Source organism: Bradyrhizobium sp. YCK136 (assembly GCF_044570075.1).
Classification (GTDB): Bacteria; Pseudomonadota; Alphaproteobacteria; order Rhizobiales; family Xanthobacteraceae; genus Bradyrhizobium; species Bradyrhizobium diazoefficiens.
The window spans coordinates 8,132,256-8,157,307 of sequence record NZ_CP172424.1 but is presented as its reverse complement, the minus strand read 5'-3'; the positions used below and the strand labels follow the sequence as shown (position 1 = coordinate 8,157,307).

The window sequence follows — 25,052 nt, the reverse complement described above, 5'->3', positions numbered from 1 at the left end:
AGCTGGCTGTCGGCAAGCTCGTTATTCTACTTTGCGGTTCTCATTGTACGGAGCCCGTCATCCGCCGGGAATGGCATTCGATGAATCGGGGGTAGGCCTGCACCGGATGGTGTTAGGCTCTCTATTTCGTCGTCCTGGGCTAGCGTACATATTTGAAGCATTCGCAAATGACGTGATGTCAGGAATCCCCTGGCTCTCAGTGGTGATCCCCACTTGTCCCAACTCGTACAATCTAGTACCCGGAATCAGAGCTGAGTGATACGGCGGCCTTTGAAACGGCGTTGACGGACCTTTTTCTTGGTCCAGACGAAGGGCTCGGCTCTGTCGTTGTATGCGTTGACGTAGGCATCGATGTGTTCCTGAAGCTGCTTGAGGCTCGTGAAGGAGGTGCCGCTGAGCGACTGCCCCTGCAAGATGGAAAACCATACTTCGACCTGATTGAGCCATGACGCACTTGTCGGCGTGAAATGAAATTGCACGTTGGGGTGGGCCTTGAGCCAGTCCTCGTTCTTTTTATGGGTGTTGAGGTTGTCGAGGATGACGTGAAGCTTGCGGTTCGGAAAAGCCGCGGTGACGCTGTTCATGAAATCGAGAAACTCGACGCGGCGCCGGCGTTTTGAATGGGTCGCGATGATCTTTCCGGTGGCGACTTCGAGCGCCGCAAACAATGTTGTGGTGCCATGCCGCTTGTAATCGTGGCTTTGGCCGGTCAAGGCGCGGCCATTGGGCAACTTCAGATAACCCTGCGCTCGCTCCAAAGCCTGGATCGAGGGCTTCTCGTCCACGCACAGCACAATGGCCTTCGCCGGCGGCGCGACATAGAGGCCGACAACATCGGCGGCTTTGGCCGTAAAGTTCGGGTCGTTGCTCTCGCACCAGGACTTGCGAGCCACCAGGTCAATCTTGTGGCTGCGCAGGAACCGCCAGACATATTGGACATCGACATCGCCCAGCGCCTCGGCCAGCAGGGGGCCGGTCCAGCGCGCAAACCCTTGCGGTGGCGGCTTATCCAGCAGCTTCAGAATCCGCTTGTCGGTCGTCTTCGTATAGATCGGCTGCTTGCCAGGCCGCGGCTTGTCTTGCAGCCCTTCAAGGCCATGGTCGGCATAGCGATGCCGCCAAAGGCTGACAATCCGCGGCTGGACCCCAACTTCCTTGGCGATCGACCGGGTGCTGCGCCCATCCGCCGCCAACAGAACTATCCGCGCCCGCTTCAAATCGCGCTGCAACGTCACCGGTGAGCGACAGCACGCCTCAAGCACCTTGCGATCTTTCCTCGAAAGGTGGACTTCTCTTGCTTCGGGTATCATCCCGACCTTGAATCACGACTCACGTTCCAAGAAAAGTGGGTACTAGTCGTCCGTGAAGAATGCAGATCGGCCTGAGAGATAGGCAGAAGTTGTCTCGATAAAGTATTCGATTTTGCAGGAAAGCCGGGTGTTGGGCCGCGGTTTCTTGCGTTTTGGGATTTTGCTTTCGAGCGATTCGTGATTCCCTGACGGACGGGTCATCGGCATTGGGGACGGCGATGAGCAAACCGCGGGATGATCGCCAGAAAGACCTGTTGCTTCCGGCGCTCGATCAAATCATCGACATGGGCCACCCGCTGGTGCGGTTGGCGGCGCTGATCGACTGGAAGTTTCTGGATGACCGCTTTGGTTCGGTGTGCCAAACCGGGCCGGGGCAGCCTGGCCTACCGACGCGGCTTGTCGCCGGCCTGTTCATTCTGAAGCACATGCACACAATCTCTCGGATGAGGTGCTGTGCGCCCGCTGGATCGAGAACCCTTATTACCAATACTTCTGCGGCGAGTTAAGCTTCTGCCACCGGCTGCCGTTCGATCGATCGTCGATGACGCGCTGGCGCCAGCGGCTCGGCGAGGAGCAGCTCGTCGCGTTGATCCAGGAAAGTCTGTCGGTGGCACACAAGACTGGCGCCATCGGTCCCAAGGACCTGGAGCGAGTGGTGGTCGATACCACGGTGCAGCCCAAGGCCGTTGCCCATCCGACCGACGCGCGGCTGATGCATCGGGCCATCACCAAGCTCGTCGGGCTTGCCAAGCGCAACCGTGTGCCGCTGCGCCAGAGCTATCTGCGCCTGGCCAAGCGCGCCGCCATCATGGTCGGCCGCTATACCCACGCTCACCAGTTCAAGCGCGCCCGGCGCCAACTCAAGTTCCTGCGGACGCGGCTTGGCCGGATCATCCGCGACATCCGCCGCAAGATTGATGGCGATGCGGCGCTGGAAGCGCGCTTCGGCCCGCTGCTCGATCTGGCGCAGCGGGTGCGCAGCCAGGATCAGCATCAGCGCGGCCCCAAGGTCTATGCGTTGCATGCGCCGGAGGTCGAGTGCATCGGCAAGGGCAAAGCCCGCGCGCCTTACGAGTTCGGCTGCAAGGTCAGTATCGCCACCCCCGTGACGTCCCCGAAGGGTGGACAGTTCGTGCTCCATACCAAGGCGCTGCACGGCAATCCCTTTGACGGCCACACGCTCGGCCCCGTGGTCGCCGACATGGAGAAGCTCACCGGCGTGGAGGCTCGTCGTATCCACGTCGACAAAGGGTACCGTGGCCACAACTACCCGCACCGGTTCAGGGTCTGGATCTCGGGTCAGGTTCGCCGCGTCACGGCTTCCATCCGGAGCGAGATGAAGCGTCGCGCGGCTGTCGAACCCGTCATCGGTCACGTCAAGGCCGAGCACCGCATGGACCGCAACTATCTCAAAGGCAGCGTCGGTGACCGCATCAACGCCGTCCTCGCCGCGGCCGGCTACAACTTCGGCCTGCTCCTGCGATGGCTCGCAGAACTCTTGCGTGCCATCATCCGCGCCTTCGCCGAAACTGTCCCGGCTCAAAAGATCGCTTAAATCAGCGCTCGTCCGCGTTCTTCACGGAGGACAATCTAACGCTGCATGCGATTCAAAGTAAGCGACGTTCGCGTCCCATTCGCAAAGGTTTGGCGTGGGGATTGCAGTCTGTTGATCAACGTGTTTGCAAATCGTTGGCGGGGGGTATGGAGGCGGCAACGACGGAGAATTACGAGGTGCGGCCGAACGACCAGGGCAGGAGCTCGTCGATCCGGGACTGCGGGTGACCGGTTGCGATCGCTTTGAGCGTCGCTTTCATCCAGACGTAGGGCTCCACGCTGTTGATTTTGCAGGTGGCGATGAGCGAAGCTATGCGCGCCCATGAACGACCACCTTCGTCGTGACCAGCAAATAAACTATTTTTACGCGTCAGAGTCAGCGGCCTGATTTGATTTTCGACGGGATTGGTGTCCATCTCAACGCAACCATCGTCGAGAAACAAGGTGAGGCCATCCCAATGGTTCAGGAGATAGGCGATCGCCTTGCCCATCTCGCTGCCCGGCGACAGGCGAGCGGCTTGCTCGCGCAGAAACCTCTCGAGTTCAGCGACGAGCGGCCGTGATCGCTCGTTACGGGTCGTTTGCCGAGCCGGGGCGTCGGCGCCACGGATCTCCTTCTCGATCGCATAGAGTGCGGCGATGCGCGCGAGAACGGCTTCGGCGATGGGTGAGCCGGCTTTCGGAGTCGCTGCGATGATCTTGCGCCTTGAGTGGGACCAACATGCGGCCAGCCGCAGCGGCACGCCGCCTTTGCGCTTGGGCCGTGCGAGCCGATGATAGCCCTGGTATCCGTCGACCTGAAGGATGCCGTCGAAGCCCTCGAGGATGCGCTCAGCATGGTCACCACCGCGTCCTGGCGCGTAGTGGTAGACCACGATTGGTGGATCAGCGCCGCCGTGGCCGCGATCGTCGCGTAGGACAGCCCACAGATAGCCGGTCTTCGTTCGGCCCCGGCCCGGATCGAGCACAGGCGCCCTGGTCTCGTCTATGAACAAGCGGCCCGATTGCTTCATCACGACGCTCATGCGCTCGACCAGCGGCGCGAGGTGGAAGGCGACCGTTCCCATCCAGTCTGCCAGAACGGCGCGATCGATGAAGATGCCATGCCGAGCCAGAACCTGCGACTGACGATAGAGTGGCATGTGCTCGCTGAACTTGGCGACCGCCACCTGCGCCAGCAGCGCCTCGGTGGGGATGCCACCCTCCACGAGATGGGCGGGCGCCGGCGCCTGAGCAACACCGGTGCAGCCCTTTGCGCAGGCGTAGCGCGGTCGCACCGTCTCGATCACACGATACTGGGCGGCCATGACATCGAGACGGCGGGAGCGATCCTCGCCGATCTGGACCATCCGGCCGCAGCCGCAGGGACACTCGAGGTTCTCGGGTTCGATCACCTGCTCGATGCGCGGCAGGTGCGCGGGAAAGGCACGGGCAGCGCGCCTGGTCCGGCGGCTGGACGGCGCCGTGCCGGCGCGGCGCGCACGATCGTCCTGGCGTTCCTGGACTTCGGCGATGGCAATCTCGATGTCCTCGAGAACCAGTTGCATCTGATCGGGATTGAACTTTTCCGAGCGTTTACCGAAACGTGCGCGCTCGTACTCCTTCACGAGCAGTTCGAGGCGTTCGACGCTCTCTTTGGACGCAGCCAGTTCACTCTCGACATGAAGGCGCGCCGAGCATTCATCGTCTGCGCGACGACGCTCGGCTTCAATCATCGCTTCCTGCGCGCGGAAGAGCGCGCGCAAATCGGCGGGCAGCGCTGCAAGACGGGCGGGATCAATGGGGGACGGCGGCACATCCGCAAGCTATCATCCCAAAGCCCCGCGCGAAACAGGTTGTCGGGTCTGAGTCAGTTCGCCGCAGCTGGCGTCGCGACAATCCGTTCGCCCACTCGCTTCCAGTTCAGCCCTTCAAACGAGGGGATTGAGGAATGTCCCTGATAGTGAGTCTGACGAATCATTTCCGGAGGTGGTCGAGGTTCGGGACCCCCACCATCCTTTGTGGGGGCGCTCATATCGAGTGATTAGGAAGATCGGTCAGCGAGGCCGAGGCATTCCCGCTTCGTATGAAGTTGAGTATCGCGCAGGAAGCAGTCTTCTGATTCAAGCAACCGCAATCGAATATTATGAGCAAGAGGCAAATCAGATTAAGCTGAGTATGGAGGCTCTACTCGAGCTTTTATCGACAGCGGATTGTCCCGACGCACATGAGCATGGATCCAGCCGATCTTTGGTCGACGCTGACGCCCGCGCTCCGACGCCAGATCGTCGAAGACGTCGCCGCAATTTTGGCGGAGATCCCTCATGAAGTCCGAGCTGGTCACACCAAGCCACTTGGCGCGCAAAGCCGTAGTCTACATCCGGCAGTCGACGCCCCATCAGGTCGTAAGCAATCAGGAGAGCCTGCGCCTTCAATACGCGCTTCGCCAGCGCGCCCGCGAACTCGGATGGCGTGAGGCGGCCATCGACGTGATTGATGCCGATCTCGGGTTGAGCGGCGCGTCTATAGCACAGCGTAACGGCTTCAAGGAACTCGTTGGCCGTGTTGGCCTGAGTGAAGTGGGACTCATCCTGTCGATCGACGTGACCCGCTTGGCGCGTAATTGTACCGACTGGTATCCGCTCCTGGATATCTGTGGTCTACGTGGCTGCCTGATCGCCGACCGCGATGGTGTCTATGATCCGGGCACTCCCAACGGACGGTTGCTTCTCGGGCTGAAGGGTTCGATCTCCGAGCTTGAGCTACATACGATCCGCAGCCGGCTGACCGCCGGCCTGCTGGCCAAAGCCGAACGCGGCGAACTTGCGGTTATGCTGCCAATCGGGCTGATGCGGGACCCGAGCGGTGTGGTCGTTAAGGATCCCGACATGGCCGTGCAAGGGCGGCTCGGTCTCGTCTTCCAGTTATTCCTGCAGCTGCGCAGCGTTGCCAAGGTCATGCGAGCGTTGAACGAGCGTGACCTGGAACTGCCGCGTCGTGATCGATATGGCGATTTGTGCTGGACGCGCGCGACGCTGGCTGCCGTCGCGGCGATCTTGAAGAACCCCGCATACGCGGGCGCCTTTGTCTATGGACGAACCCGCTTCCGGCCGCCGAAGCGGGAGGGGGCCCTGCCACAAAAGGCTCCGCGGCCGATGGAGGAGTGGCGGATCGTCGTTAAAGATCGATATCCAGCCTATATCGACTGGCCAATTTATGAAAAAATCCGATCCGTCATCAGAGATAACCGAGCCGAATACATGCGCATCAAAACCCGCGGCGCGCCTCGCAATGGCGAGCTCCTGCTCCACGGCATTGCCTGGTGCGCACGATGTGGCCATAAGATGTACGTCCGCTACAAGGGCGGCGGCGAATATGTATGCAATCACCTGCGTACCCAGGAAGGTCAGCCAACCTGCCAACACATCCGCGCCGCCCATATCGATGCAGCCGTTGGCGACGCATTCCTAACCGCACTAGCGCCGGCCGAACTCGATGCCTTGTCGCGCTCCCGCCGGGTGCAGCAGCAGACGAACAATGCGCTACGCTCCAGTGCAGAACGAGAGCTCGAGCGCAAGCGATACACGGCGGCGCTCGCCGAACGGCAGTTCAACCGAGCTGATCCAGATAATCGGTTGGTCGCCTCGGAACTCGAGCGTCGATGGGAAGCGGCGCTAAACGACGTGCGCGCCGCCGAAGAGGCGCTTGCCCGACAGACGCCGCCCAAAGCCATCACACAAGTGGCCATAAGCAAGGAGCTCAACGACAAGGTCATCAGCCTCACCGGCCGCCTCCCGCAGATATGGGGTGACGAGACTATCTCGGATGCGCATCGCAAGGCGTTGTTGCGATGTCTCATCGAAAAGGTCGTTCTCGACCGCGGTGAGCGCGACTTGGCCCTGGCTAGGATCGTCTGGCGGGGAGGCGCCGTGACGGAGCTCGAAGTGAAGATGAGCGTCAACTCCGTCACCAGATTGACGCGAGGCACAGAGATGCGGGAACGCCTTCTGACGCTCGCTCGCGACGGCGTCCCAGACGACAAGATCGCCACAATCCTTACTCGGGAAGGTCACCGCTCTCCCCGTTGCGCCGATAAGGTGCTGCCTATCACCGTTGGGCGGCTCCGTCGTGCCGCCGCCATCAAGGTAACTGCCCAGCGCAGCCGATGGGAGCATGACGACTCATACCTCAGCCCGCCCGAACTGGCCCGAAGGCTCGAGATTCCAGTAAACTGGCTCTATGTTCAGATCCGAACCAAGCGTTTGCTAATTGATCGCCAGCCCAGCGGCGCCTATCTCTTCCCGAATACACCATCCGTTCTTCACGCCATCGGAGACCTTCGAAACCACGTCATCGCGCAACTTGATCTAAGAATCTGTCAGCCTAACAAGGAGGGGCATCTCGAACTGCACGCGCGTCAGATGCATGACGCCGTCGCTGATCTGCGGCCACTCGAAACGACCATCGCGGCCAAGGCGCTTGTAGACCAAAACGAGGCCCGTGCCGTCCCATAGCAAAATCTTCAGCCGGTCGGCGCGCTTCGAACGAAAAACCACGATCAGGCCCGAATGCGGATCGAGCCCAAGCGTGTTTTGCACAAGACCGGCCAGCGCGTCGTGCCCGCACCGGAAGTCAACAGGACGCACAGCAAGCACAATCCGCAGTCCCTGCGCCGGAATGATCATGCGCCGCGCTCGATCGCAGTCACGATCTCCGCGATCCGCACCGCCGACACGTCCGCATCCAGGCGGACCGAAACCTTGCCAATCGTAATCTCGACGGGCCCCTCGCTCTTGCCTGACGCCACTGGATCGCTCAGCTCGATCGACACGAAATCCGCCGCGTCGTCCGTGACCAATGCGAGCCGGCCAGCACGCGCCAATCTGCGCCACCTCGTCAACTGCTGGGCCTTCACACCATAACGCCGTGCGACATCACATACCCGGGCGTCGGGCTTCATGCTCTCGAAAACAGCGCGCCCCTTGATCTCCGCAGACCATAACCGGCCTCCAGAACGCGTCCGGCGCGTAAGCTTCCCCACAAAGCCATCAGCTTCGGCTTCCTCCCCCGATTGTTCCATCGCCTTCAGTCTCCTCTTGGCTCTCTGACCAGCCAAGAATCGCAGAGCGAAAGCCGAAGCGAAACCAATCAATCAAATGGGAGAAAAGCTCCGCTTACTGTTCTCATCCTCCAGCGTCCTCAGCCGCTTGGCCTCCGAGACCTCCATCCCGCCAAACTTGGCTTTCCATTTGTAGATGCTGGCATCGCTGACGCCGTGCTTCCGGCACAGATCGGCAACCGACACGCCAGCTTCGTGCTCCTTCAAAATCCCGATGATCGTAAGCGCTCCTTTCTACGCACCTATGCAGTTGAGCGCGGGGATGGGATGAGGTGTCCACCATGAACGAGGTGGACACCATCGATGATCACTCCAGAAGAACTTTTGAGACTTGAGACGGTCGGCGTGTTGCGCAATGGGCGGCGTCGCTATGATCCGGCCAGCAAACAGCGGCTGGTCGAGGCCTGTCTGCAGCCTGGCGTGTCGCTGGCGGGGCTGGCGTTGCAACACGGCGTGAACGCGAACCTGCTGCGCAAATGGGTGGCCAAGCGACAACGTCAGAACGGGGATGGCCAGCCGGAGGCGCCGATTGCGCCAGCCTTTGTTCCGGTTCGCGCGCCGTCGCCGTCGCCAACTCGATCTGCTGGCGCGATCGCGGTTTGCGCGACGGAGCGATCCTGTGCAGGGCGGCTGACGGCATCGATGCCCAACGGCGTGACGCTTTCGCTGGAAGGCGGCGACGCGCAGTTGCTGTCGGCGGTGATTGAAGCGCTGGGGCGTTGCGATGTTCCGGCTGGCGTCTGATCTTCGGGTCTACCTTCACCGCGAACCGATTGACTTCCGGGCGGGCATCAACAGCCTGGCGATCGTGGTCGAGCAGTCGATGGGGCTGGATCCGTTCCAGCGCGCGGTGTTCGCGTTCTGCAATCGTCGCCGCGACCGGATCAAGCTGCTGATTTATGACCGGTCAGGATTTTGGATGCTGCTGAAGCGGCTGGAGGCCGACAGATTCCACTGGCCCGAAGTCAGGAGGCGGTGCTGACGCTGACGACGGAGGAGCTGCACTGGCTGCTTGACGGCATCAACATCGCGGCGGTGCGTCGTCATCCGGTGCGGCAATATCACAGCGTGGGCTGAGCGTGTTCGATGCGGGCGGCGTCATCAGCGCTATCGGATGACGCCGGCCACCGCATGGAACTCGGTTGACGCGGCGGCATGACTTCGATTCAAGACTACGATGAGTCGCAGGCCCACGACGCACGAGCTGGAAGCCTTGATCGCGGCGCACGCGGCCGAGCTCGCGGCGCTGAAGGCGGAGAACGAGAAACTCGCGCAACGCGTCCTGCATCTTGAGGAGCAGTTGCGCCTGGAGCGCTTGCGCCGCTACGCGCCGAAGAGCGAAAAGCTCAAGGAGCGCATCTTCAACGAAGCCGAGCAGGCCGCCGCTGAAAGCCGGGACGACGACGATGTCGAGGCGGTCGCCGTGCCGGACACGGGATTGCCGGAGGCTCCAAAGCCGGCACCGAAGACACGCGGCCGCAAGCCGCTGCCTGACGATCTGCCGCGCCAACGCGTCGAACATGATCTGGGTGAGGATCAAAAGGACTGTCCGTGCTGCCGCAATCGGATGCATCGGATGGGCGAGACCGTCACCGAGCAGTTGCACGTCGAGGTGAAGGCGTCAGTGCTGCAACATGTGCGGTTCAAATATGCCTGCCGTCACTGCGAGCGCACCGCGCTGAACACCCCGATCGTGACCGCGCCGATGCCGGCGCAGCCGCTGCCGGGTAGCGTCGCCACGCCATCGACGCTGGCGCTGGTGCTCGCCAACAAATACGTCGACGGCACGCCGCTGTACCGTGTGGCGGACGCGCTGGGGCGCGCCGACGTCAGCATCAGCCGCGGGACGCTGGGCAACTGGGTGATCCGGGCGAGCGAGTTGCATCTGCATCGGGTCTATGACGCGCTACAGCAAAAGCTCAGGTCGCAGCCCCTGGTCCACGGCGACGAAACCTGGGTCCAGGTTCTGAAAGAGGACGGCCGGGATGCGCAGGCCAAATCCTTCATGTGGGCCTATCGCAGCGGCCAGGACTGCGCGCAGCCGGTCGTGCTGTTCGATTACCAGCCCGGTCGCGGCCAGGAACATCCTCAGGCCTTCCTGGCCGGCTATCGTGGCTTGTTGATGAGCGACGGCTATGACGCCTGGGGCACGCTGACAGGCGCGACCCATCTTGGCTGTATGGCGCATGCGCGCAGGAAATTTACCGATGCGCTCAAGGCCAGGAAGACGCCCGGCGGTCCGCCATTGCAGGCGCTCAAGTTCTTCGAGGCGTTGTATGAGGTCGAGAGGGTGGCGCGCCAGACGCCGCCCGACGACGAAACGCGCGCCGCATACACCTTGCGGCTGCGCCAGCAGCATAGCCTGCCGGTATTGGCCGCCTTCCGGACCTGGCTCGACGACCAGGCGCCGAAGGTCCTCCCCGAAAGCTTGACCGGCAAGGCGATCGCCTATGCGCGCAACCAATGGGATTATCTGACCCGTTACACCAGTGACGGTCTCGCCCCGATCGATAACAATGTTCTGGAGCGCGACATCAGGCCGTTTTGCACCGGACGAAAAAGTTGGCTGTTCAGCGACACCGTTGCCGGCGCCAAGGCAAGCGCCGTGATCTACAGTTTGGTGCTGACATGCCGGGCATGCGGCGTCGATCCCTATGCATGGCTACGTCACGCGCTCACCGAATTGCCCCAGCGCGCGCCAGACGCCGATATCGAAGATCTGTTGCCGTTCAACTGCACCGCTCAAAAAAACCTGCCAGCTGAGAATAGCGGCTGACGTTCGAACGCTCAGGTCAACCAAGCCGTTCCGATGACACTGCTGGGGCCCGGCGTCACGCGACGCCGCGGCCAGCCGCGCGCGTAGCCTGTGCGGTAAAATACGCGCTTACCGATGATCTGCTCTTCCGTAAAGCGGCTGCGCTTCATGCTCTGGTCCTCATATCGGCCAGAGCGAACTTCAATCTGGATTAAGTCCACGGGGCAAGGTCATACGGCATGACGCTCGCGAGGCGCTCACCTTTTGCTGTCGAGTAGGCCGAGGGAGTTTCACCCTCGGCCGCTCACAGATCCGGACGTGATACTCTCGCATCATCCGGCTCCTGTTATCCAACCGTAGCCCGTCCAAGCTTTTGCCAATGGACAAAGAGCTTTGGATTTTGCTTCGCCATCTCGTTGAGTTTCCGCAACGACCGTCCCCGATGGCCCTTCAGTTGCTTGTACTTGCACCGAAGCCACGCGCCGAGGCGCTCATCGAAGTACTCATAGAGCCTACGCAGTTCCGTCGGGTAGAATCGCCCGTAGTATTGATCCCAGCCCCGAAGGACGGGGTTGAGACTACGCGCGATGTCTTCAAGCGGAAGCGGCGAGTGCTGAGGCAAGCGCCATCCTCGAATGCGAGCCCTCATCCCCTTGAGAGAGTTCGGACTCACGCCCGGAAGGAAGCAGGTGAAGATCCTGCCCCACCGGTTCTTCGCCATACGGGGGCGGAAGCTAAAGCCCAGGAAGTCAAAATGGATCTGCGGGTAGGACCGCCGTCGATTGCTGTCAGCGCAGTAGACCACTTTAGACTTCTCCGGATGCAGCAATAAATGGCAGTCCGCAAACCGTCGTTCCAGCGCCGATTTAAGCTCCTCCGCTTCCTGCCGCGTGCGGCAATGGCAGATGATGTCGTCGGCGTAGCGTTCGAACGGAATGTGGGGATAAGACCCCTTCATCCAAACGTCGAACACGTAGTGCAGGAACAAGTTTGCCAGGATTGGACTGACCACACCCCCTTGGGGCGTGCCTGTCGTCCTCGCCCGAACCGATCCATCGGGCATCTCGACCGGAGCCTTAAGCCACCGCTCAATGTAGAGCCGGATCCAGTCAGTGTGTCGATAGACCGCGCGCATCAAGAGTTCATGATCGATCGTGTCGAAAAAGCTCTTGATGTCGAGATCTACGACCCAGTCGTGCTGCCAGCACCGCTTACGCGCCTGCTCTATGGCCTGATGGGCCGATTTTCCGGGCCTGTAGCCGTAGGAGTCCGGATCAAATTCTCCATCCAACACCGGCTCCAGACACCGTTTGACCACCATCTGGGCGATACGGTCCGCGACCGTCGGTATGCCAAGAGGACGAATCCCACCGCCGGCCTTAGGAATCTCGACCCGCCGCACTGGTGGCGGGAAGTAACTTCCTGACGCCAACCGATTCCACAGCCGGTAGAGGTGGTTCTCAAGATCGCCGGCAAAGTCTTCGAGACTCTGGCCATCGACGCCCGCCGCCTTTCCCTTCTTCTTCACAAGCTTATAGGCTTCCCACACCATCCGCTTGGTGATGGGCAACGGTTTGCCGGAGTTCACCGTGCTCCTCCCGGTCTTCCCGGTTGGCGCAGTGACGCCGGCAGGATAACGCAACCCCTTTGCTCTACGGCCATTACAGCCGCTTCCTCACTATTACGGGTTGCTCCGCCCCTGACGCATTGCGTCCGGTTCCCACGTTCCGTGTTGAAGCCTGTGACGAGATCATGCCGCCTATGCACCGGCTGCCGCGTGGGCCGTAAACAGGCTCCGCCCACACTCCTCCGAGCGCTACTACCCCACGCCCGTCTTGACAGCATCTTGAACCCATTTCGATACGTCATCGGCGGTTCGCTTGCACTCATCTTCTTGTCACTTACCTGACGGTTTCATTCACCGCCTTTTTCCTCATCGCTCACCACCGCGCCTTTTGAACGCGGCAGCATGAGGTGGTTTGAAGCCTGCCCCTGAAGGCCGGCTCCGGGAGGCCAAACTCCCATCTTCAACACAGCATCACCGGCGTCGCCGCCGGTGTTCGTTGCACACAGAGCTGGCCCCGCAAATTCGGACAGTAGCTTGAGTGGATTTTCTGCCTGACAGCGGCGAGGATTCTTGCTGCGAATCAGGAGCGAAGATGACGAAGAAGAGCCGCCGGACGCATTCTCCGGCATTCAAGGCGAAGGTTGCTTTGGCTGCGGTCAAAGGCGACAAGACACTGGCGGAGCTGGCGCAGCTGTTTGATGTTCATCCGAACCAGATCACGATCTGGAAAAACCAGCTCCTGGAAGGCGCCGCCGGCGTGTTTGGGCATGACAAGACATCGGCCGAGACGCCGGTCGATTTGAAGGCGTTACATGCCAAGATCGGCGAGCTGGCGTTGGAAAACGATTTTTTGTCCGGCGCGCTCACCAAGGCGGGCCTGCTGAGCGCAAAGCGATGATCGACCGCGATCATGATCTTTCTATCGTGCGCCAGGCGAAGGTCCTGAAGCTGGCTCGCAGCACGGTCTACTATGAACCTCGGCCAGTTTCGGCCGAGGACCTTGCCTTGATGCGTCGGCTCGATGAGCTGCATCTCGATTATCCCTTCGCGGGAGCGCGTATGCTGCGATCGTTGCTGCGGCGGGAGGGCGTATACGCCGGTCGCCGCCACATCGCGACGCTGATGAAGCGCATGCGGATCGAGGCGGTCTATCGTCGCCCGAACACGAGCAAGCCGGCTCCGGGTCACAAGATCTACCCGTACCTGTTGCGCGGATTGAAGATCGAGCGGCCCGACCATGCGTGGGCAATGGACATCACCTACATTCCGATGCGGCGTGGCTTCGTCTATCTCGCGGCGGTCGTCGATGTGTTCAGCCGACGGGTCCTGGCCCATCGCGTCTCGATCACAATGGAGGCGGCCTTCTGCGTCGAAGCGGTCCAGGAGGCGTTGGCGAAGCACGGCAGGCCCGAGATTTTCAACACGGATCAGGGCAGCCAGTTCACCAGCCTCGAGTTCACCGATGTGCTGCTGGACGCGAAGATCGCCATCAGCATGGACGGCAAGGGCGCCTGGCGCGACAACGTGTTTGTCGAGCGGCTCTGGCGCACGGTCAAATACGAAGAAGTTTATCTCCGCGCCTACGACAGCGTGTCCGAGGCGCGAGCGTCAATTGCCAAGTATCTGGCCTTCTACCATCAGGGACGCCCTCACTCGAGCCTTGACGGGCGCACGCCCGACGAGGCTTACTTCGGCACGCAAGCTATGGTGATGGCCGCATGACCGTCGCCGACGGTTTTGTCGTCGCTCTGGTCGGGCTACGCCCTCCCGACGCAACGACAAAACCGTAAAGCCCCGCGTTCAGCATAACCCGGCAGGAATCCACTTAAATCCAGCGGGGCGCTGTCCAAACAACCGGGGCCAGCTCTCACGGTAATGCGGGTTTTGTTTCCGACAGGAATGTCGCGACTCCGACGTCGCGCAGCGGCTCCGTTTGACCAACCCATCAAATGAAAGGCGCTGCCGACAGTTCTACCTTCTGGCATGTAGCTTGCTGCGTGGGCCGAACGCGACCTTGCCGTTCCGAAGATACACGAGCAATCAATCGGCCGAGTGGTCGCGACGCAACGAACATCGTTTCTCCTACCGCCCTATGAAGAGAGGACTGCTAGCTTATGAGTGATAGGAGGCATGCAAAGCTTGGCATATTTCTGTTGGCCGGCGCTCAGCGCAATGAGACGTACATTCGCGCGCAACAAAGCCCCCAATGATCAAGCATTTCGGCGCCGATCGTCCCTTCTTGCAACCGCAGAGAAGGTGGAACTGGGAGCTCCTCGTCGCACTTCTCATAAATGCGGTGCTTTGGGCTGGAATCTACTTGGTCATCACAGCCTTCTTCTGACAGCCTCCCGTGCATGGCGACCGCGCGAGGCTTCTAGGGCCTATCGCATGCTGCAGCCGCCACGGCTGCGAATAACCTGATGCCGGCGCGCAATTCGCGCTGCGACCTGGATTTAGAGTGCGCTGTTCCGGCGACCGCAATAGGAATTCCGACGTATAACCCAGATGTCTGAAATGAAAGACACTGATATGCCGTTGCGGCCGCGGCTAAGTGCCAAAAATGACCAGTAGCAGCTCGACGTACCGCGCAGGTGGCATCCGGGCTTCCTCGTTAGGCGCAACGGATTGACTGCAAGTGAGAACTGGTACTCCGCATTACCGTTATGTGAAAGCTAGCTTTCGAGAAGCTGACGAAGCAAAGAGACCTGAAGGAACGTTGGGCAAGCGGCCGGCTCCGCCCTCACGTCCTATGGCATAGGACGGCCCGGCCGCCTCGCCCCTCGCTCCCGCAACGCTCGGAGCAGGCGGGATTGACATGCTTGTTGAGCGATATCAGCCTCGCCCTTGGGTTGGGTATAGTTCAAAAGGCTGAAGCCTTGATTGGCCGTAGCAGCGCTTACAGCTCTTGCTCAGGCCACGTATCGTCCTCATTTTTGCGCATCCGCCACACGAGGGCGCGCTGCGCTAACTTGTCGTATTCGAAGGCAATCTTAAGCAACCTGTCTTTTGCTTTCCCGTCAACGAGCGCTGCCGCCTTCTTTCGCGTTGCTTGCGCGCGGCCTCGCCAGTGATCGGGTTGGTAGAGTTTGCTTTTCGGATTCATGCCGAGAGCATGCAATTCGTAGATCAAACAATTGCGACACCTACGCTCCGTATCATCACGTAGGAGCGACGCTCGTGGCTCGGCTGCCGAAGCGGTCGATCCCTAGTCCACAGCCCCCGACAGCTTTAGACCATCGGTCTTATGAAGAGACTTTGAATCGTAAGCGGAGCTTTTCTCCCATTTGATTGACTGGTTTCGCTTCGGCTTTCGCTCTGCGATCCTTGGCTTGTCAGAGAGCCGAGAGGAGACTGAAGGCGATGGAACAATCGGGGGAGGAAGCCGAAGCTGATGGCTTTGTAGGGAAGCTTACGCGCCGGACGCGTTCTGGAGGCCGGTTATGGTCTGCGGAGATCAAGGGGCGCGCTGTTTTCGAGAGCATGAAGCCCGACGCCCGGGTATGTGATGTCGCACGGCGTTACGGTGTGAAGGCCCAGCAGTTGACGACGTGGCGCAGATTGGCGCGTGCTGGCCGGCTCGCATTGGTCACGGACGACGCGGCGGATTTCGTGTCGATCGAGCTGAGCGATCCAGTGGCGTCAGGCAAGAGCGAGGGGCCCGTCGAGATTACGATTGGCAAGGTTTCGGTCCGCCTGGATGCGGACGTGTCGGCGGTGCGGATCGCGGAGATCGTGACTGCGATCGAGCGCGGCGCATGATCATTCCGGCGCAGGGACTGCGGATTGTGCTTGCTGTGCGTCCTGTTGACTTCCGGTGCGGGCACGACGCGCTGGCCGGTCTTGTGCAAAACACGCTTGGGCTCGATCCGCATTCGGGCCTGATCGTGGTTTTTCGTTCGAAGCGCGCCGACCGGCTGAAGATTTTGCTATGGGACGGCACGGGCCTCGTTTTGGTCTACAAGCGCCTTGGCCGCGATGGTCGTTTCGAGTGGCCGCAGATCAGCGACGGCGTCATGCATCTGACGCGCGTGCAGTTCGAAGCGCTGTTCGATCACCCATGTTGATGCCCCTCCTTGTTAGGCTGACAGATTCTTAGATCAAGTTGCGCGATGACGTGGTTTCGAAGGTCTCCGATGGCGTGAAGAACGGATGGTGTATTCGGGAAGAGATAGGCGCCGCTGGGCTGGCGATCAATTAGCAAACGCTTGGTTCGGATCTGAACATAGAGCCAGTTTACTGGAATCTCGAGCCTTCGGGCCAGTTCGGGCGGGCTGAGGTATGAGTCGTCATGCTCCCATCGGCTGCGCTGGAGCTATGGCTGATTTTGGGTGACGCGGCCTGATCAGGCGGCGTGGCTTTCAGTGTTCGGAATGACTTCGATTCCGTCGATGAACTTTACACCGGCGATGACTTTCGGCAACTGGTTCGTGCTCTTCAATCGCCGCCAGGTCTTCGATGCGGCGTCGATGAGCTTGAACACCATCAGCTTCGCAGTTTGTTGCGACAGCGATCCCTTGGTCCGCACCGTTCGGTGGCGCACCGTGGCGAAGACGCTCTCGATCGGGTTCGAGCTGCGTAGGTGGATCCAGTGCTCAGCAGGGAAGTCGAAGAAGGCGAGCAGCGCATGGCGATCCTTGATCAGGCACTCCACCGCACGTCCGTATTTGACGTGGTATTTCTCGACGAAGACGTCGATCGCGGTTTCAGCTTCGGCCCGGTGTGGGGCCAGATAGATGTTCCGCAGGTCGTTCTTCATGGGGCCCTGCACGGATTTGGCGACCTTGTCGAGTACGTTGCTCACTTTATGGCACCAGCATCGTTGGTGCCGCGTGCCGGGAAAGGCCTCGTCCAGTGCCTTCCAGAAGCCGAGGGCGCCGTCGCCGATGGCGAGTTGCGGGGCAATCCGTAACCCGCGTTGCCGCAGGTCGATCAGGAGTTCGCGCCAGCTCTGCGCGCTCTCGCGCACGCCGACCTGGAAGCCGATCAGCTCCTTCTTGCCTTCCGGCGTGGTGCCAATCAGCACCAGCATGCATTCGCTGTGATCTTCCATGCGGGCCTGCAGGTACACGCCATCGGCCCAGATGTAGACATAGCGACGCGCCGACAGATCGCGTCTCTGCCAGCGTTCGTACTCGACCTGCCAATCGGCCTTCAGGCCGGCGATCACCGAAGGCGACAGGTTCGGCGCATCCTTGCCGAGCAGCGCCGAGAGCGCCTCCTGGAAGTCGCCGGTCGAGATGCCGCGCAAATAGAGGACCGGGATCAAGGCATCCAGGCTCTTCGTCCGCCGCGCCCATAGCGGCAGGATTGCCGAACTGAAGCGGAGGCGGTCGCCTGGCCCGCTCGCTCCGCGGTCGCGGACCTTGGGACGAGCGACCTCCACCGGACCGATGCCGGTCGCAATCTCGCGCACCGGACCGTGCCCATGTCGGACCAGGCGCGCTCGACCGTCGGGCAGCGTCAGATTGGCCGTGCTGGCCAGAAACGCGCCAACCTCGATCTCGATCGCCCTGGCAAGCAGGTCCCGCGCGCCGGCTCGAACGATATCGGTCAGTGGATCATCAACCGCGGACGGCTGACGGAAAGCAAGAACATTGGTAGTCTCGGTCATGGCGTATCGCTCTCCTCGAGAGGTTCTGGCAGGCTCGTCACCCGCCTCGATACGCCGCCTTCCTCACACCGTCATCACCCAGATTCCGCCATAGCTCGCTGCGCTGGGCAGTTACCTTGATGGCGGCGGCACGACGGAGCCGCCCAACGGTGATAGGCAGCACCTTATCGGCGCAACGGGGAGAGCGGTGACCTTCCCGAGTAAGGATTGTGGCGATCTTGTCGTCTGGGACGCCGTCGCGAGCGAGCGTCAGAAGGCGTTCCCGCATCTCTGTGCCTCGCGTCAATCTGGTGACGGAGTTGACGCTCATCTTCACTTCGAGCTCCGTCACGGCGCCTCCCCGCCAGACGATCCTAGTACCCGGAATCAGAGCTGAGTGATACGGCGGCCTTTGAAACGGCGTTGACGGACCTTTTTCTTGGTCCAGACGAAGGGCTCGGCTCTGTCGTTGTATGCGTTGACGTAGGCATCGATGTGTTCCTGAAGCTGCTTGAGGCTCGTGAAGGAGGTGCCGCTGAGCGACTGCCCCTGCAAGATGGAAAACCATACTTCGACCTGATTGAGCCATGACGCACTTGTCGGCGTGAAATGAAATTGCACGTTGGGGTGGGCCTTGAGCCAGTCCTCGTTCTTTTTATGGGTGTTGAGGTTGTCGAGGATGACGTGAAGCTTGCGGTTCGGAAAAGCCGCGGTGACGCTGTTCATGAAATCGAGAAACTCGACGCGGCGCCGGCGTTTTGAATGGGTCGCGATGATCTTTCCGGTGGCGACTTCGAGCGCCGCAAACAATGTTGTGGTGCCATGCCGCTTGTAATCGTGGCTTTGGCCGGTCAAGGCGCGGCCATTGGGCAACTTCAGATAACCCTGCGCTCGCTCCAAAGCCTGGATCGAGGGCTTCTCGTCCACGCACAGCACAATGGCCTTCGCCGGCGGCGCGACATAGAGGCCGACAACATCGGCGGCTTTGGCCGTAAAGTTCGGGTCGTTGCTCTCGCACCAGGACTTGCGAGCCACCAGGTCAATCTTGTGGCTGCGCAGGAACCGCCAGACATATTGGACATCGACATCGCCCAGCGCCTCGGCCAGCAGGGGGCCGGTCCAGCGCGCAAACCCTTGCGGTGGCGGCTTATCCAGCAGCTTCAGAATCCGCTTGTCGGTCGTCTTCGTATAGATCGGCTGCTTGCCAGGCCGCGGCTTGTCTTGCAGCCCTTCAAGGCCATGGTCGGCATAGCGATGCCGCCAAAGGCTGACAATCCGCGGCTGGACCCCAACTTCCTTGGCGATCGACCGGGTGCTGCGCCCATCCGCCGCCAACAGAACTATCCGCGCCCGCTTCAAATCGCGCTGCAACGTCACCGGTGAGCGACAGCACGCCTCAAGCACCTTGCGATCTTTCCTCGAAAGGTGGACTTCTCTTGCTTCGGGTATCATCCCGACCTTGAATCACGACTCACGTTCCAAGAAAAGTGGGTACTAGCCAGGGCCAAGTCGCGCTCACCGCGGTCGAGAACGACCTTTTCGATGAGACATCGCAACAACGCCTTGCGATGCGCATCCGAGATAGTCTCGTCACCCCATATCTGCGGGAGGCGGCCGGTGAGGCTGATGACCTTGTCGTTGAGCTCCTTGCTTATGGCCACTTGTGTGATGGCTTTGGGCGGCGTCTGTCGGGCAAGCGCCTCTTCGGCGGCGCGCACGTCGTTTAGCGCCGCTTCCCATCGACGCTCGAGTTCCGAGGCGACCAACCGATTATCTGGATCAGCTCGGTTGAACTGCCGTTCGGCGAGCGCCGCCGTGTATCGCTTGCGCTCGAGCTCTCGTTCTGCACTGGAGCGTAGCGCATTGTTCGTCTGCTGCTGCACCCGGCGGGAGCGCGACAAGGCATCGAGTTCGGCCGGCGCTAGTGCGGTTAGGAATGCGTCGCCAACGGCTGCATCGATATGGGCGGCGCGGATGTGTTGGCAGGTTGGCTGACCTTCCTGGGTACGCAGGTGATTGCATACATATTCGCCGCCGCCCTTGTAGCGGACGTACATCTTATGGCCACATCGTGCGCACCAGGCAATGCCGTGGAGCAGGAGCTCGCCATTGCGAGGCGCGCCGCGGGTTTTGATGCGCATGTATTCGGCTCGGTTATCTCTGATGACGGATCGGATTTTTTCATAAATTGGCCAGTCGATATAGGCTGGATATCGATCTTTAACGACGATCCGCCACTCCTCCATCGGCCGCGGAGCCTTTTGTGGCAGGGCCCCCTCCCGCTTCGGCGGCCGGAAGCGGGTTCGTCCATAGACAAAGGCGCCCGCGTATGCGGGGTTCTTCAAGATCGCCGCGACGGCAGCCAGCGTCGCGCGCGTCCAGCACAAATCGCCATATCGATCACGACGCGGCAGTTCCAGGTCACGCTCGTTCAACGCTCGCATGACCTTGGCAACGCTGCGCAGCTGCAGGAATAACTGGAAGACGAGACCGAGCCGCCCTTGCACGGCCATGTCGGGATCCTTAACGACCACACCGCTCGGGTCCCGCATCAGCCCGATTGGCAGCATAACCGCAAGTTCGCCGCGTTCGGCTTTGGCCAGCAGGCCGGCGGTCAGCCGGCTGCGGATCGTATGTAGCTCAAGCTCGGAGATCGAACCCTTCAGCCCGAGAAGCAACCGTCCGTTGGGAGTGCCCGGATCATAGACACCATCGCGGTCGGCGATCAGGCAGCCACGTAGACCACAGATATCCAGGAGCGGATACCAGTCGGTACAATTACGCGCCAAGCGGGTCACGTCGATCGACAGGATGAGTCCCACTTCACTCAGGCCAACACGGCCAACGAGTTCCTTGAAGCCGTTACGCTGTGCTATAGACGCGCCGCTCAACCCGAGATCGGCATCAATCACGTCGATGGCCGCCTCACGCCATCCGAGTTCGCGGGCGCGCTGGCGAAGCGCGTATTGAAGGCGCAGGCTCTCCTGATTGCTTACGACCTGATGGGGCGTCGACTGCCGGATGTAGACTACGGCTTTGCGCGCCAAGTGGCTTGGTGTGACCAGCTCGGACTTCATGAGGGATCTCCGCCAAAATTGCGGCGACGTCTTCGACGATCTGGCGTCGGAGCGCGGGCGTCAGCGTCGACCAAAGATCGGCTGGATCCATGCTCATGTGCGTCGGGACAATCCGCTGTCGATAAAAGCTCGAGTAGAGCCTCCATACTCAGCTTAATCTGATTTGCCTCTTGCTCATAATATTCGATTGCGGTTGCTTGAATCAGAAGACTGCTTCCTGCGCGATACTCAACTTCATACGAAGCGGGAATGCCTCGGCCTCGCTGACCGATCTTCCTAATCACTCGATATGAGCGCCCCCACAAAGGATGGTGGGGGTCCCGAACCTCGACCACCTCCGGAAATGATTCGTCAGACTCACTATCAGGGACATTCCTCAATCCCCTCGTTTGAAGGGCTGAACTGGAAGCGAGTGGGCGAACGGATTGTCGCGACGCCAGCTGCGGCGAACTGACTCAGACCCGACAACCTGTTTCGCGCGGGGCTTTGGGATGATAGCTTGCGGATGTGCCGCCGTCCCCCATTGATCCCGCCCGTCTTGCAGCGCTGCCCGCCGATTTGCGCGCGCTCTTCCGCGCGCAGGAAGCGATGATTGAAGCCGAGCGTCGTCGCGCAGACGATGAATGCTCGGCGCGCCTTCATGTCGAGAGTGAACTGGCTGCGTCCAAAGAGAGCGTCGAACGCCTCGAACTGCTCGTGAAGGAGTACGAGCGCGCACGTTTCGGTAAACGCTCGGAAAAGTTCAATCCCGATCAGATGCAACTGGTTCTCGAGGACATCGAGATTGCCATCGCCGAAGTCCAGGAACGCCAGGACGATCGTGCGCGCCGCGCCGGCACGGCGCCGTCCAGCCGCCGGACCAGGCGCGCTGCCCGTGCCTTTCCCGCGCACCTGCCGCGCATCGAGCAGGTGATCGAACCCGAGAACCTCGAGTGTCCCTGCGGCTGCGGCCGGATGGTCCAGATCGGCGAGGATCGCTCCCGCCGTCTCGATGTCATGGCCGCCCAGTATCGTGTGATCGAGACGGTGCGACCGCGCTACGCCTGCGCAAAGGGCTGCACCGGTGTTGCTCAGGCGCCGGCGCCCGCCCATCTCGTGGAGGGTGGCATCCCCACCGAGGCGCTGCTGGCGCAGGTGGCGGTCGCCAAGTTCAGCGAGCACATGCCACTCTATCGTCAGTCGCAGGTTCTGGCTCGGCATGGCATCTTCATCGATCGCGCCGTTCTGGCAGACTGGATGGGAACGGTCGCCTTCCACCTCGCGCCGCTGGTCGAGCGCATGAGCGTCGTGATGAAGCAATCGGGCCGCTTGTTCATAGACGAGACCAGGGCGCCTGTGCTCGATCCGGGCCGGGGCCGAACGAAGACCGGCTATCTGTGGGCTGTCCTGCGCGACGATCGCGGCCACGGCGGCGCTGATCCACCAATCGTGGTCTACCACTACGCGCCAGGACGCGGTGGTGACCATGCTGAGCGCATCCTCGAGGGCTTCGACGGCATCCTTCAGGTCGACGGATACCAGGGCTATCATCGGCTCGCACGGCCCAAGCGCAAAGGCGGCGTGCCGCTGCGGCTGGCCGCATGTTGGTCCCACTCAAGGCGCAAGATCATCGCAGCGACTCCGAAAGCCGGCTCACCCATCGCCGAAGCCGTTCTCGCGCGCATCGCCGCACTCTATGCGATCGAGAAGGAGATCCGTGGCGCCGACGCCCCGGCTCGGCAAACGACCCGTAACGAGCGATCACGGCCGCTCGTCGCTGAACTCGAGAGGTTTCTGCGCGAGCAAGCCGCTCGCCTGTCGCCGGGCAGCGAGATGGGCAAGGCGATCGCCTATCTCCTGAACCATTGGGATGGCCTCACCTTGTTTCTCGACGATGGTTGCGTTGAGATGGACACCAATCCCGTCGAAAATCAAATCAGGCCGCTGACTCTGACGCGTAAAAATAGTTTATTTGCTGGTCACGACGAAGGTGGTCGTTCATGGGCGCGCATAGCTTCGCTCATCGCCACCTGCAAAATCAACAGCGTGGAGCCCTACGTCTGGATGAAAGCGACGCTCAAAGCGATCGCAACCGGTCACCCGCAGTCCCGGATCGACGAGCTCCTGCCCTGGTCGTTCGGCCGCACCTCGTAATTCTCCGTCGTTGCCGCCTCCATACCCCCCGCCAACGATTTGCAAACACGTTGATCAACAGACTGCAATCCCCACGCCAAACCTTTGCGAATGGGACGCGAACGTCGCTTACAAAGCAACAATAGCCTTCGCGGCTAGATGGGAGTCACCTTTCCCTCTCCGCACAGAACCTCGCCGCGCGGCCCCTCCGGGCGGAGTTTGCTTCTGAGAGGTTGCTTACGTCGGCCGAGACGTACACCGACGCTTTTGACCCCATGCGGAATACCGAGATTGAGCCAGCCGTGCGGTCGGGGACGGCCCCGGCGCGCAGTTACAACTCGAATTTCGGCTCGGCAGAGATGCTGAGCGGCGGCGCGAAATGCCGCCCCATCTTGATTACATGCGTTCGGACTCTACCTCGCTCGCTGTGCTCGCGCGAAAACTTCGGAGGGAAGCTCTCCGAACATTTGCCGGAAATCACCGGCGAAATGGCCCAGATTGCCGAAACCGCATTTGAAAGCGATTTGGGAAACGGAAGTTTTCGGATTCCCTTCCAGGAGCATCTGCCTTGCACGTCGCAAGCGCACGGTTTTTGCAAATCTCATCGGCGAGTACCCCCGGTATTTCTTGAAAGCCGCGTAGAGGCTACGGATGCTGGTGTTCGTCTGTGATGCCAGCTCCTCAATGGTAATAGCGCGAGCCCAATTTGCTTCGACGTATTCTTCAGCCAAGCGGACTACGAGCGGCGCCGGTTCCGTGGCGGAACTCTCCAACAGTTCGGTGAAGTTGTGCCGGTGAGCCGAGAGAAACGAGACGATTAGCGCTTGCTCAAGCTCTTGGAGCATCGACTTGGGCAACTGCGCTGCCGTTGAATTTAGCTGATTGGCTAGGAACATGATCAGCTCACGCAACAGCTGAGCAGTCGGCGGCTTCGGAGGCGCCGTCGGGTCGAACACCAGCGATCCCCGAGGTTTTGCGCCGAGCAGTGTTGTTAAAGCGTTCTCCAGCGCCCCGGTTTTTATGCGAAGGATCAGCTGCTCGAACCCAGGTTCAAACACAATGGTTGTTGGCTGTCCCGGCGGCGTAATGCCGGGCTGCTGCTCATTCACGGGGATCGTCGCGGTGCTGCCTAAAATGACCCCTGCCTTCCCCTTGAGGCCGATTTGTAATCTTGCGAAATCGCCTTCAGGAAACTCGACGACTGTCTTCGCACCATATCCACAAAAGCCAAGCCCGATCTTGGACAATAGTAGGTAATTTGCCACTCCTTCGAAGTCGGCTGGTTTAGCGACCGCAAATCCAGTTGCCCCATACACCGTAAACAGCGCATTCCTCATCGTCTCCGGATCGCGGGTGCGAACGACCGGAGATCGACTGAGCGGGTATTCAAGAAGATCCATGATCCAAATCGACCGGGACCTCGTCACATCATTGTGCCGAGTAGGAAATCGCTACATCGGGAGATGGATGAGAAACTGATCCAGATCAATACCCAGTCTGGCTCAAAATCCGCAAGGAACACTCAATTTGTGATGACCCAGATTGAGCAATGTCTGCAGGATTTGGCCGTTGAAAATCATTCTTGCTCGCGCACCGCGTACCGTATGAATGAGTGCGTGAGAAGGCGAGGCTCGAATGACTGACTTGGAAAGCTTCATCGTCAGCCAGAACCCAGTTCATTACAAGAAGCTCCTGCGAGAGGAGACGCACCCGGACAAGCGCAGCATATTGCTCTGGTTGCTCGAGAACGAAATTGGGAAACTACCCCCCTCTGCGAAGCGCGTCGAGATGACTAAGATGTCCGGCTTTCAATGACCTAACTATATTGGTTCGTCGGTGTGGCAGCCCCCCCAAACGCTCACCACGTCACACCGAACGAATTGGGCCGTCGAATGTTGGGTTCGACGGCCTCTTTTTTAAAGAGCGAGGCGGGCGAGCGAAGTTCAGCAGCAATTCTTGTTTGTAGGTAGTCTCTCTGTGGAGTAGCTG

20 protein-coding genes and 3 pseudogenes are annotated in these 25,052 nt (G+C 60.6%); 10 read left to right on the top strand and 13 right to left on the bottom strand.

Annotated features, from left to right (window positions below; genetic code table 11):
• Nucleotides 1-245 precede the first annotated feature (245 nt).
• On the bottom strand, nt 246-1,310 hold the full coding sequence (locus ACFLEY_RS39420; protein WP_026192128.1) for an IS630-like element ISRj1 family transposase: 1,065 nt from the start codon (nt 1,308-1,310) through the stop codon (nt 246-248).
• A 218-nt stretch (nt 1,311-1,528) separates the two neighbouring features.
• Here ACFLEY_RS39420 and ACFLEY_RS39415 point away from each other — a divergent pair.
• Nucleotides 1,529-2,865 (top strand): annotated as a pseudogene (locus ACFLEY_RS39415) (IS5 family transposase).
• 169 nt (nt 2,866-3,034) lie between these two features.
• Here the strand turns inward: ACFLEY_RS39415 and tnpC (ACFLEY_RS39410) are convergent.
• Nucleotides 3,035-4,579, bottom strand: a complete 1,545-nt coding sequence (tnpC, locus tag ACFLEY_RS39410; RefSeq protein WP_224517700.1) for an IS66 family transposase — start codon at nt 4,577-4,579, stop codon at nt 3,035-3,037.
• Nucleotides 4,580-5,167: 588 nt separating this feature from the next.
• Here tnpC (ACFLEY_RS39410) and ACFLEY_RS39405 point away from each other — a divergent pair.
• A complete protein-coding gene (locus ACFLEY_RS39405; protein ID WP_396604395.1) occupies nt 5,168-7,357 on the top strand; it encodes a recombinase family protein in 2,190 nt (729 codons plus the stop codon).
• On the opposite strand, the pseudogene tnpB (ACFLEY_RS39400) reads toward ACFLEY_RS39405, so the two are convergent.
• The 3 genes and pseudogenes from tnpB (ACFLEY_RS39400) to ACFLEY_RS39390 all read right to left on the bottom strand — a co-directional run.
• Nucleotides 7,301-7,528: pseudogene (tnpB, locus tag ACFLEY_RS39400) on the bottom strand (IS66 family insertion sequence element accessory protein TnpB); the annotation flags it as partial. The gene ACFLEY_RS39405 and the pseudogene tnpB (ACFLEY_RS39400) overlap by 57 nt on opposite strands.
• Nucleotides 7,525-7,923, bottom strand: a complete 399-nt coding sequence (locus ACFLEY_RS39395; RefSeq protein WP_026193420.1) for a transposase — start codon at nt 7,921-7,923, stop codon at nt 7,525-7,527. The gene ACFLEY_RS39395 and the pseudogene tnpB (ACFLEY_RS39400), both read right to left, overlap by 4 nt.
• A gap of 93 nt (nt 7,924-8,016) precedes the next feature.
• Nucleotides 8,017-8,181: pseudogene (locus ACFLEY_RS39390) on the bottom strand (transposase); the annotation flags it as partial.
• An 84-nt stretch (nt 8,182-8,265) separates the two neighbouring features.
• Between ACFLEY_RS39390 and tnpA the strand changes: the two are divergent.
• The 3 genes from tnpA (at nt 8,266) to tnpC (ACFLEY_RS39375) (ending at nt 10,738) form a co-directional block, all read left to right on the top strand.
• Nucleotides 8,266-8,706, top strand: coding sequence for an IS66-like element accessory protein TnpA (gene tnpA, locus ACFLEY_RS39385; RefSeq protein ID WP_035693717.1), 441 nt, complete (start codon nt 8,266-8,268; stop codon nt 8,704-8,706).
• Nucleotides 8,687-8,944, top strand: coding sequence for an IS66 family insertion sequence element accessory protein TnpB (gene tnpB, locus ACFLEY_RS39380; RefSeq protein ID WP_396604394.1), 258 nt, complete (start codon nt 8,687-8,689; stop codon nt 8,942-8,944). The genes tnpA and tnpB (ACFLEY_RS39380) overlap by 20 nt, the downstream gene beginning before the upstream one ends.
• Before the next feature lie 195 nt (nt 8,945-9,139).
• Nucleotides 9,140-10,738 carry an IS66 family transposase gene (gene tnpC, locus ACFLEY_RS39375; protein WP_018270215.1) on the top strand — a complete coding sequence of 533 codons (1,599 nt, stop codon included), beginning with the start codon at nt 9,140-9,142 and terminating at the stop codon, nt 10,736-10,738.
• Nucleotides 10,739-10,749: 11 nt separating this feature from the next.
• Here tnpC (ACFLEY_RS39375) and ACFLEY_RS39370 read toward each other — a convergent pair whose 3' ends face one another.
• Nucleotides 10,750-10,887 (bottom strand): hypothetical protein, encoded by a 138-nt coding sequence (locus tag ACFLEY_RS39370; RefSeq protein ID WP_396604393.1) that lies wholly within the window; start codon nt 10,885-10,887, stop codon nt 10,750-10,752.
• A 176-nt stretch (nt 10,888-11,063) separates the two neighbouring features.
• Nucleotides 11,064-12,305: a group II intron reverse transcriptase/maturase gene (gene ltrA / locus ACFLEY_RS39365; RefSeq protein WP_060912726.1), complete on the bottom strand. Its 1,242-nt coding sequence runs from the start codon at nt 12,303-12,305 to the stop codon at nt 11,064-11,066.
• Nucleotides 12,306-12,876: 571 nt separating this feature from the next.
• Between ltrA and ACFLEY_RS39360 the strand changes: the two genes are divergently transcribed.
• A protein-coding gene (locus ACFLEY_RS39360) for an IS3-like element ISRj2 family transposase (RefSeq protein ID WP_396604974.1) occupies nt 12,877-14,006 on the top strand; the annotation gives its coding sequence in 2 pieces (ribosomal slippage) (nt 12,877-13,129 and nt 13,129-14,006; 1,131 coding nt in all).
• Nucleotides 14,007-15,180: 1,174 nt separating this feature from the next.
• On the opposite strand, the gene ACFLEY_RS39355 is transcribed toward ACFLEY_RS39360, so the two are convergent.
• A complete protein-coding gene (locus ACFLEY_RS39355) occupies nt 15,181-15,414 on the bottom strand; it encodes a hypothetical protein (RefSeq protein ID WP_014497799.1) in 234 nt (77 codons plus the stop codon).
• A gap of 230 nt (nt 15,415-15,644) precedes the next feature.
• Between ACFLEY_RS39355 and ACFLEY_RS39350 the strand changes: the two genes are divergently transcribed.
• Complete coding sequence (locus tag ACFLEY_RS39350; RefSeq protein WP_026192391.1) at nt 15,645-16,043, top strand: transposase; 399 nt, start codon at nt 15,645-15,647, stop codon at nt 16,041-16,043.
• Nucleotides 16,040-16,348 carry an IS66 family insertion sequence element accessory protein TnpB gene (gene tnpB, locus ACFLEY_RS39345; RefSeq protein WP_060907863.1) on the top strand — a complete coding sequence of 103 codons (309 nt, stop codon included), beginning with the start codon at nt 16,040-16,042 and terminating at the stop codon, nt 16,346-16,348. Before ACFLEY_RS39350 ends, tnpB (ACFLEY_RS39345) begins: the two co-directional genes overlap by 4 nt.
• A 278-nt stretch (nt 16,349-16,626) precedes the next feature.
• Here the strand turns inward: tnpB (ACFLEY_RS39345) and ACFLEY_RS39340 are convergent, their stop codons facing one another.
• From ACFLEY_RS39340 to ACFLEY_RS39325, 4 genes are read right to left on the bottom strand one after another with little or no spacing between them, the layout of a single operon-like run.
• Nucleotides 16,627-17,895, bottom strand: a complete 1,269-nt coding sequence (locus ACFLEY_RS39340; RefSeq protein ID WP_038952271.1) for an IS256 family transposase — start codon at nt 17,893-17,895, stop codon at nt 16,627-16,629.
• Between the two features lie 37 nt (nt 17,896-17,932).
• The gene (locus ACFLEY_RS39335) at nt 17,933-18,226 is read right to left on the bottom strand and encodes a hypothetical protein (RefSeq protein ID WP_396604392.1); all 294 of its coding nucleotides are present in this window, start codon (nt 18,224-18,226) and stop codon (nt 17,933-17,935) included.
• A gap of 35 nt (nt 18,227-18,261) precedes the next feature.
• The gene (locus ACFLEY_RS39330) at nt 18,262-19,326 is read right to left on the bottom strand and encodes an IS630-like element ISRj1 family transposase (protein WP_026192128.1); all 1,065 of its coding nucleotides are present in this window, start codon (nt 19,324-19,326) and stop codon (nt 18,262-18,264) included.
• On the bottom strand, nt 19,323-20,951 hold the full coding sequence (locus tag ACFLEY_RS39325) for a recombinase family protein (protein WP_396604391.1): 1,629 nt from the start codon (nt 20,949-20,951) through the stop codon (nt 19,323-19,325). Before ACFLEY_RS39325 ends, ACFLEY_RS39330 begins: the two co-directional genes overlap by 4 nt.
• Nucleotides 20,952-21,539: 588 nt before the next feature.
• On the opposite strand from ACFLEY_RS39325, the gene tnpC (ACFLEY_RS39320) reads away from it, so the two are divergent.
• Nucleotides 21,540-23,084 carry an IS66 family transposase gene (tnpC, locus tag ACFLEY_RS39320; RefSeq protein WP_224517700.1) on the top strand — a complete coding sequence of 515 codons (1,545 nt, stop codon included), beginning with the start codon at nt 21,540-21,542 and terminating at the stop codon, nt 23,082-23,084.
• A 392-nt stretch (nt 23,085-23,476) separates the two neighbouring features.
• Here tnpC (ACFLEY_RS39320) and ACFLEY_RS39315 read toward each other — a convergent pair whose 3' ends face one another.
• Nucleotides 23,477-24,463, bottom strand: coding sequence for an AraC family transcriptional regulator (locus ACFLEY_RS39315; RefSeq protein ID WP_271612777.1), 987 nt, complete (start codon nt 24,461-24,463; stop codon nt 23,477-23,479).
• 235 nt (nt 24,464-24,698) lie between these two features.
• Here ACFLEY_RS39315 and ACFLEY_RS39310 point away from each other — a divergent pair, with 235 nt between their 5' ends.
• On the top strand, nt 24,699-24,878 hold the full coding sequence (locus ACFLEY_RS39310) for a hypothetical protein (RefSeq protein WP_396604390.1): 180 nt from the start codon (nt 24,699-24,701) through the stop codon (nt 24,876-24,878).
• Nucleotides 24,879-25,052 lie beyond the last annotated feature (174 nt).

What these genes read in the sequence shown, in the direction of transcription:
- ACFLEY_RS39420 (WP_026192128.1), bottom strand. Translation starts at nt 1,310, where the DNA reads ATGATACCCGAAGCAAGAGAAGTCCACCTTTCGAGGAAAGATCGCAAG.
- tnpC (WP_224517700.1), bottom strand. Translation starts at nt 4,579, where the DNA reads ATGATTGAAGCCGAGCGTCGTCGCGCAGACGATGAATGCTCGGCGCGC.
- ACFLEY_RS39405 (WP_396604395.1), top strand. Translation starts at nt 5,168, where the DNA reads ATGAAGTCCGAGCTGGTCACACCAAGCCACTTGGCGCGCAAAGCCGTA.
- ACFLEY_RS39395 (WP_026193420.1), bottom strand. Translation starts at nt 7,923, where the DNA reads ATGGAACAATCGGGGGAGGAAGCCGAAGCTGATGGCTTTGTGGGGAAG.
- tnpA (WP_035693717.1), top strand. Translation starts at nt 8,266, where the DNA reads ATGATCACTCCAGAAGAACTTTTGAGACTTGAGACGGTCGGCGTGTTG.
- tnpB (WP_396604394.1), top strand. Translation starts at nt 8,687, where the DNA reads ATGTTCCGGCTGGCGTCTGATCTTCGGGTCTACCTTCACCGCGAACCG.
- tnpC (WP_018270215.1), top strand. Translation starts at nt 9,140, where the DNA reads ATGAGTCGCAGGCCCACGACGCACGAGCTGGAAGCCTTGATCGCGGCG.
- ACFLEY_RS39370 (WP_396604393.1), bottom strand. Translation starts at nt 10,887, where the DNA reads ATGAAGCGCAGCCGCTTTACGGAAGAGCAGATCATCGGTAAGCGCGTA.
- ACFLEY_RS39350 (WP_026192391.1), top strand. Translation starts at nt 15,645, where the DNA reads ATGGAACAATCGGGGGAGGAAGCCGAAGCTGATGGCTTTGTAGGGAAG.
- tnpB (WP_060907863.1), top strand. Translation starts at nt 16,040, where the DNA reads ATGATCATTCCGGCGCAGGGACTGCGGATTGTGCTTGCTGTGCGTCCT.
- ACFLEY_RS39340 (WP_038952271.1), bottom strand. Translation starts at nt 17,895, where the DNA reads ATGACCGAGACTACCAATGTTCTTGCTTTCCGTCAGCCGTCCGCGGTT.
- ACFLEY_RS39330 (WP_026192128.1), bottom strand. Translation starts at nt 19,326, where the DNA reads ATGATACCCGAAGCAAGAGAAGTCCACCTTTCGAGGAAAGATCGCAAG.
- ACFLEY_RS39325 (WP_396604391.1), bottom strand. Translation starts at nt 20,951, where the DNA reads ATGAAGTCCGAGCTGGTCACACCAAGCCACTTGGCGCGCAAAGCCGTA.
- tnpC (WP_224517700.1), top strand. Translation starts at nt 21,540, where the DNA reads ATGATTGAAGCCGAGCGTCGTCGCGCAGACGATGAATGCTCGGCGCGC.
- ACFLEY_RS39315 (WP_271612777.1), bottom strand. Translation starts at nt 24,463, where the DNA reads ATGGATCTTCTTGAATACCCGCTCAGTCGATCTCCGGTCGTTCGCACC.
- ACFLEY_RS39310 (WP_396604390.1), top strand. Translation starts at nt 24,699, where the DNA reads ATGACTGACTTGGAAAGCTTCATCGTCAGCCAGAACCCAGTTCATTAC.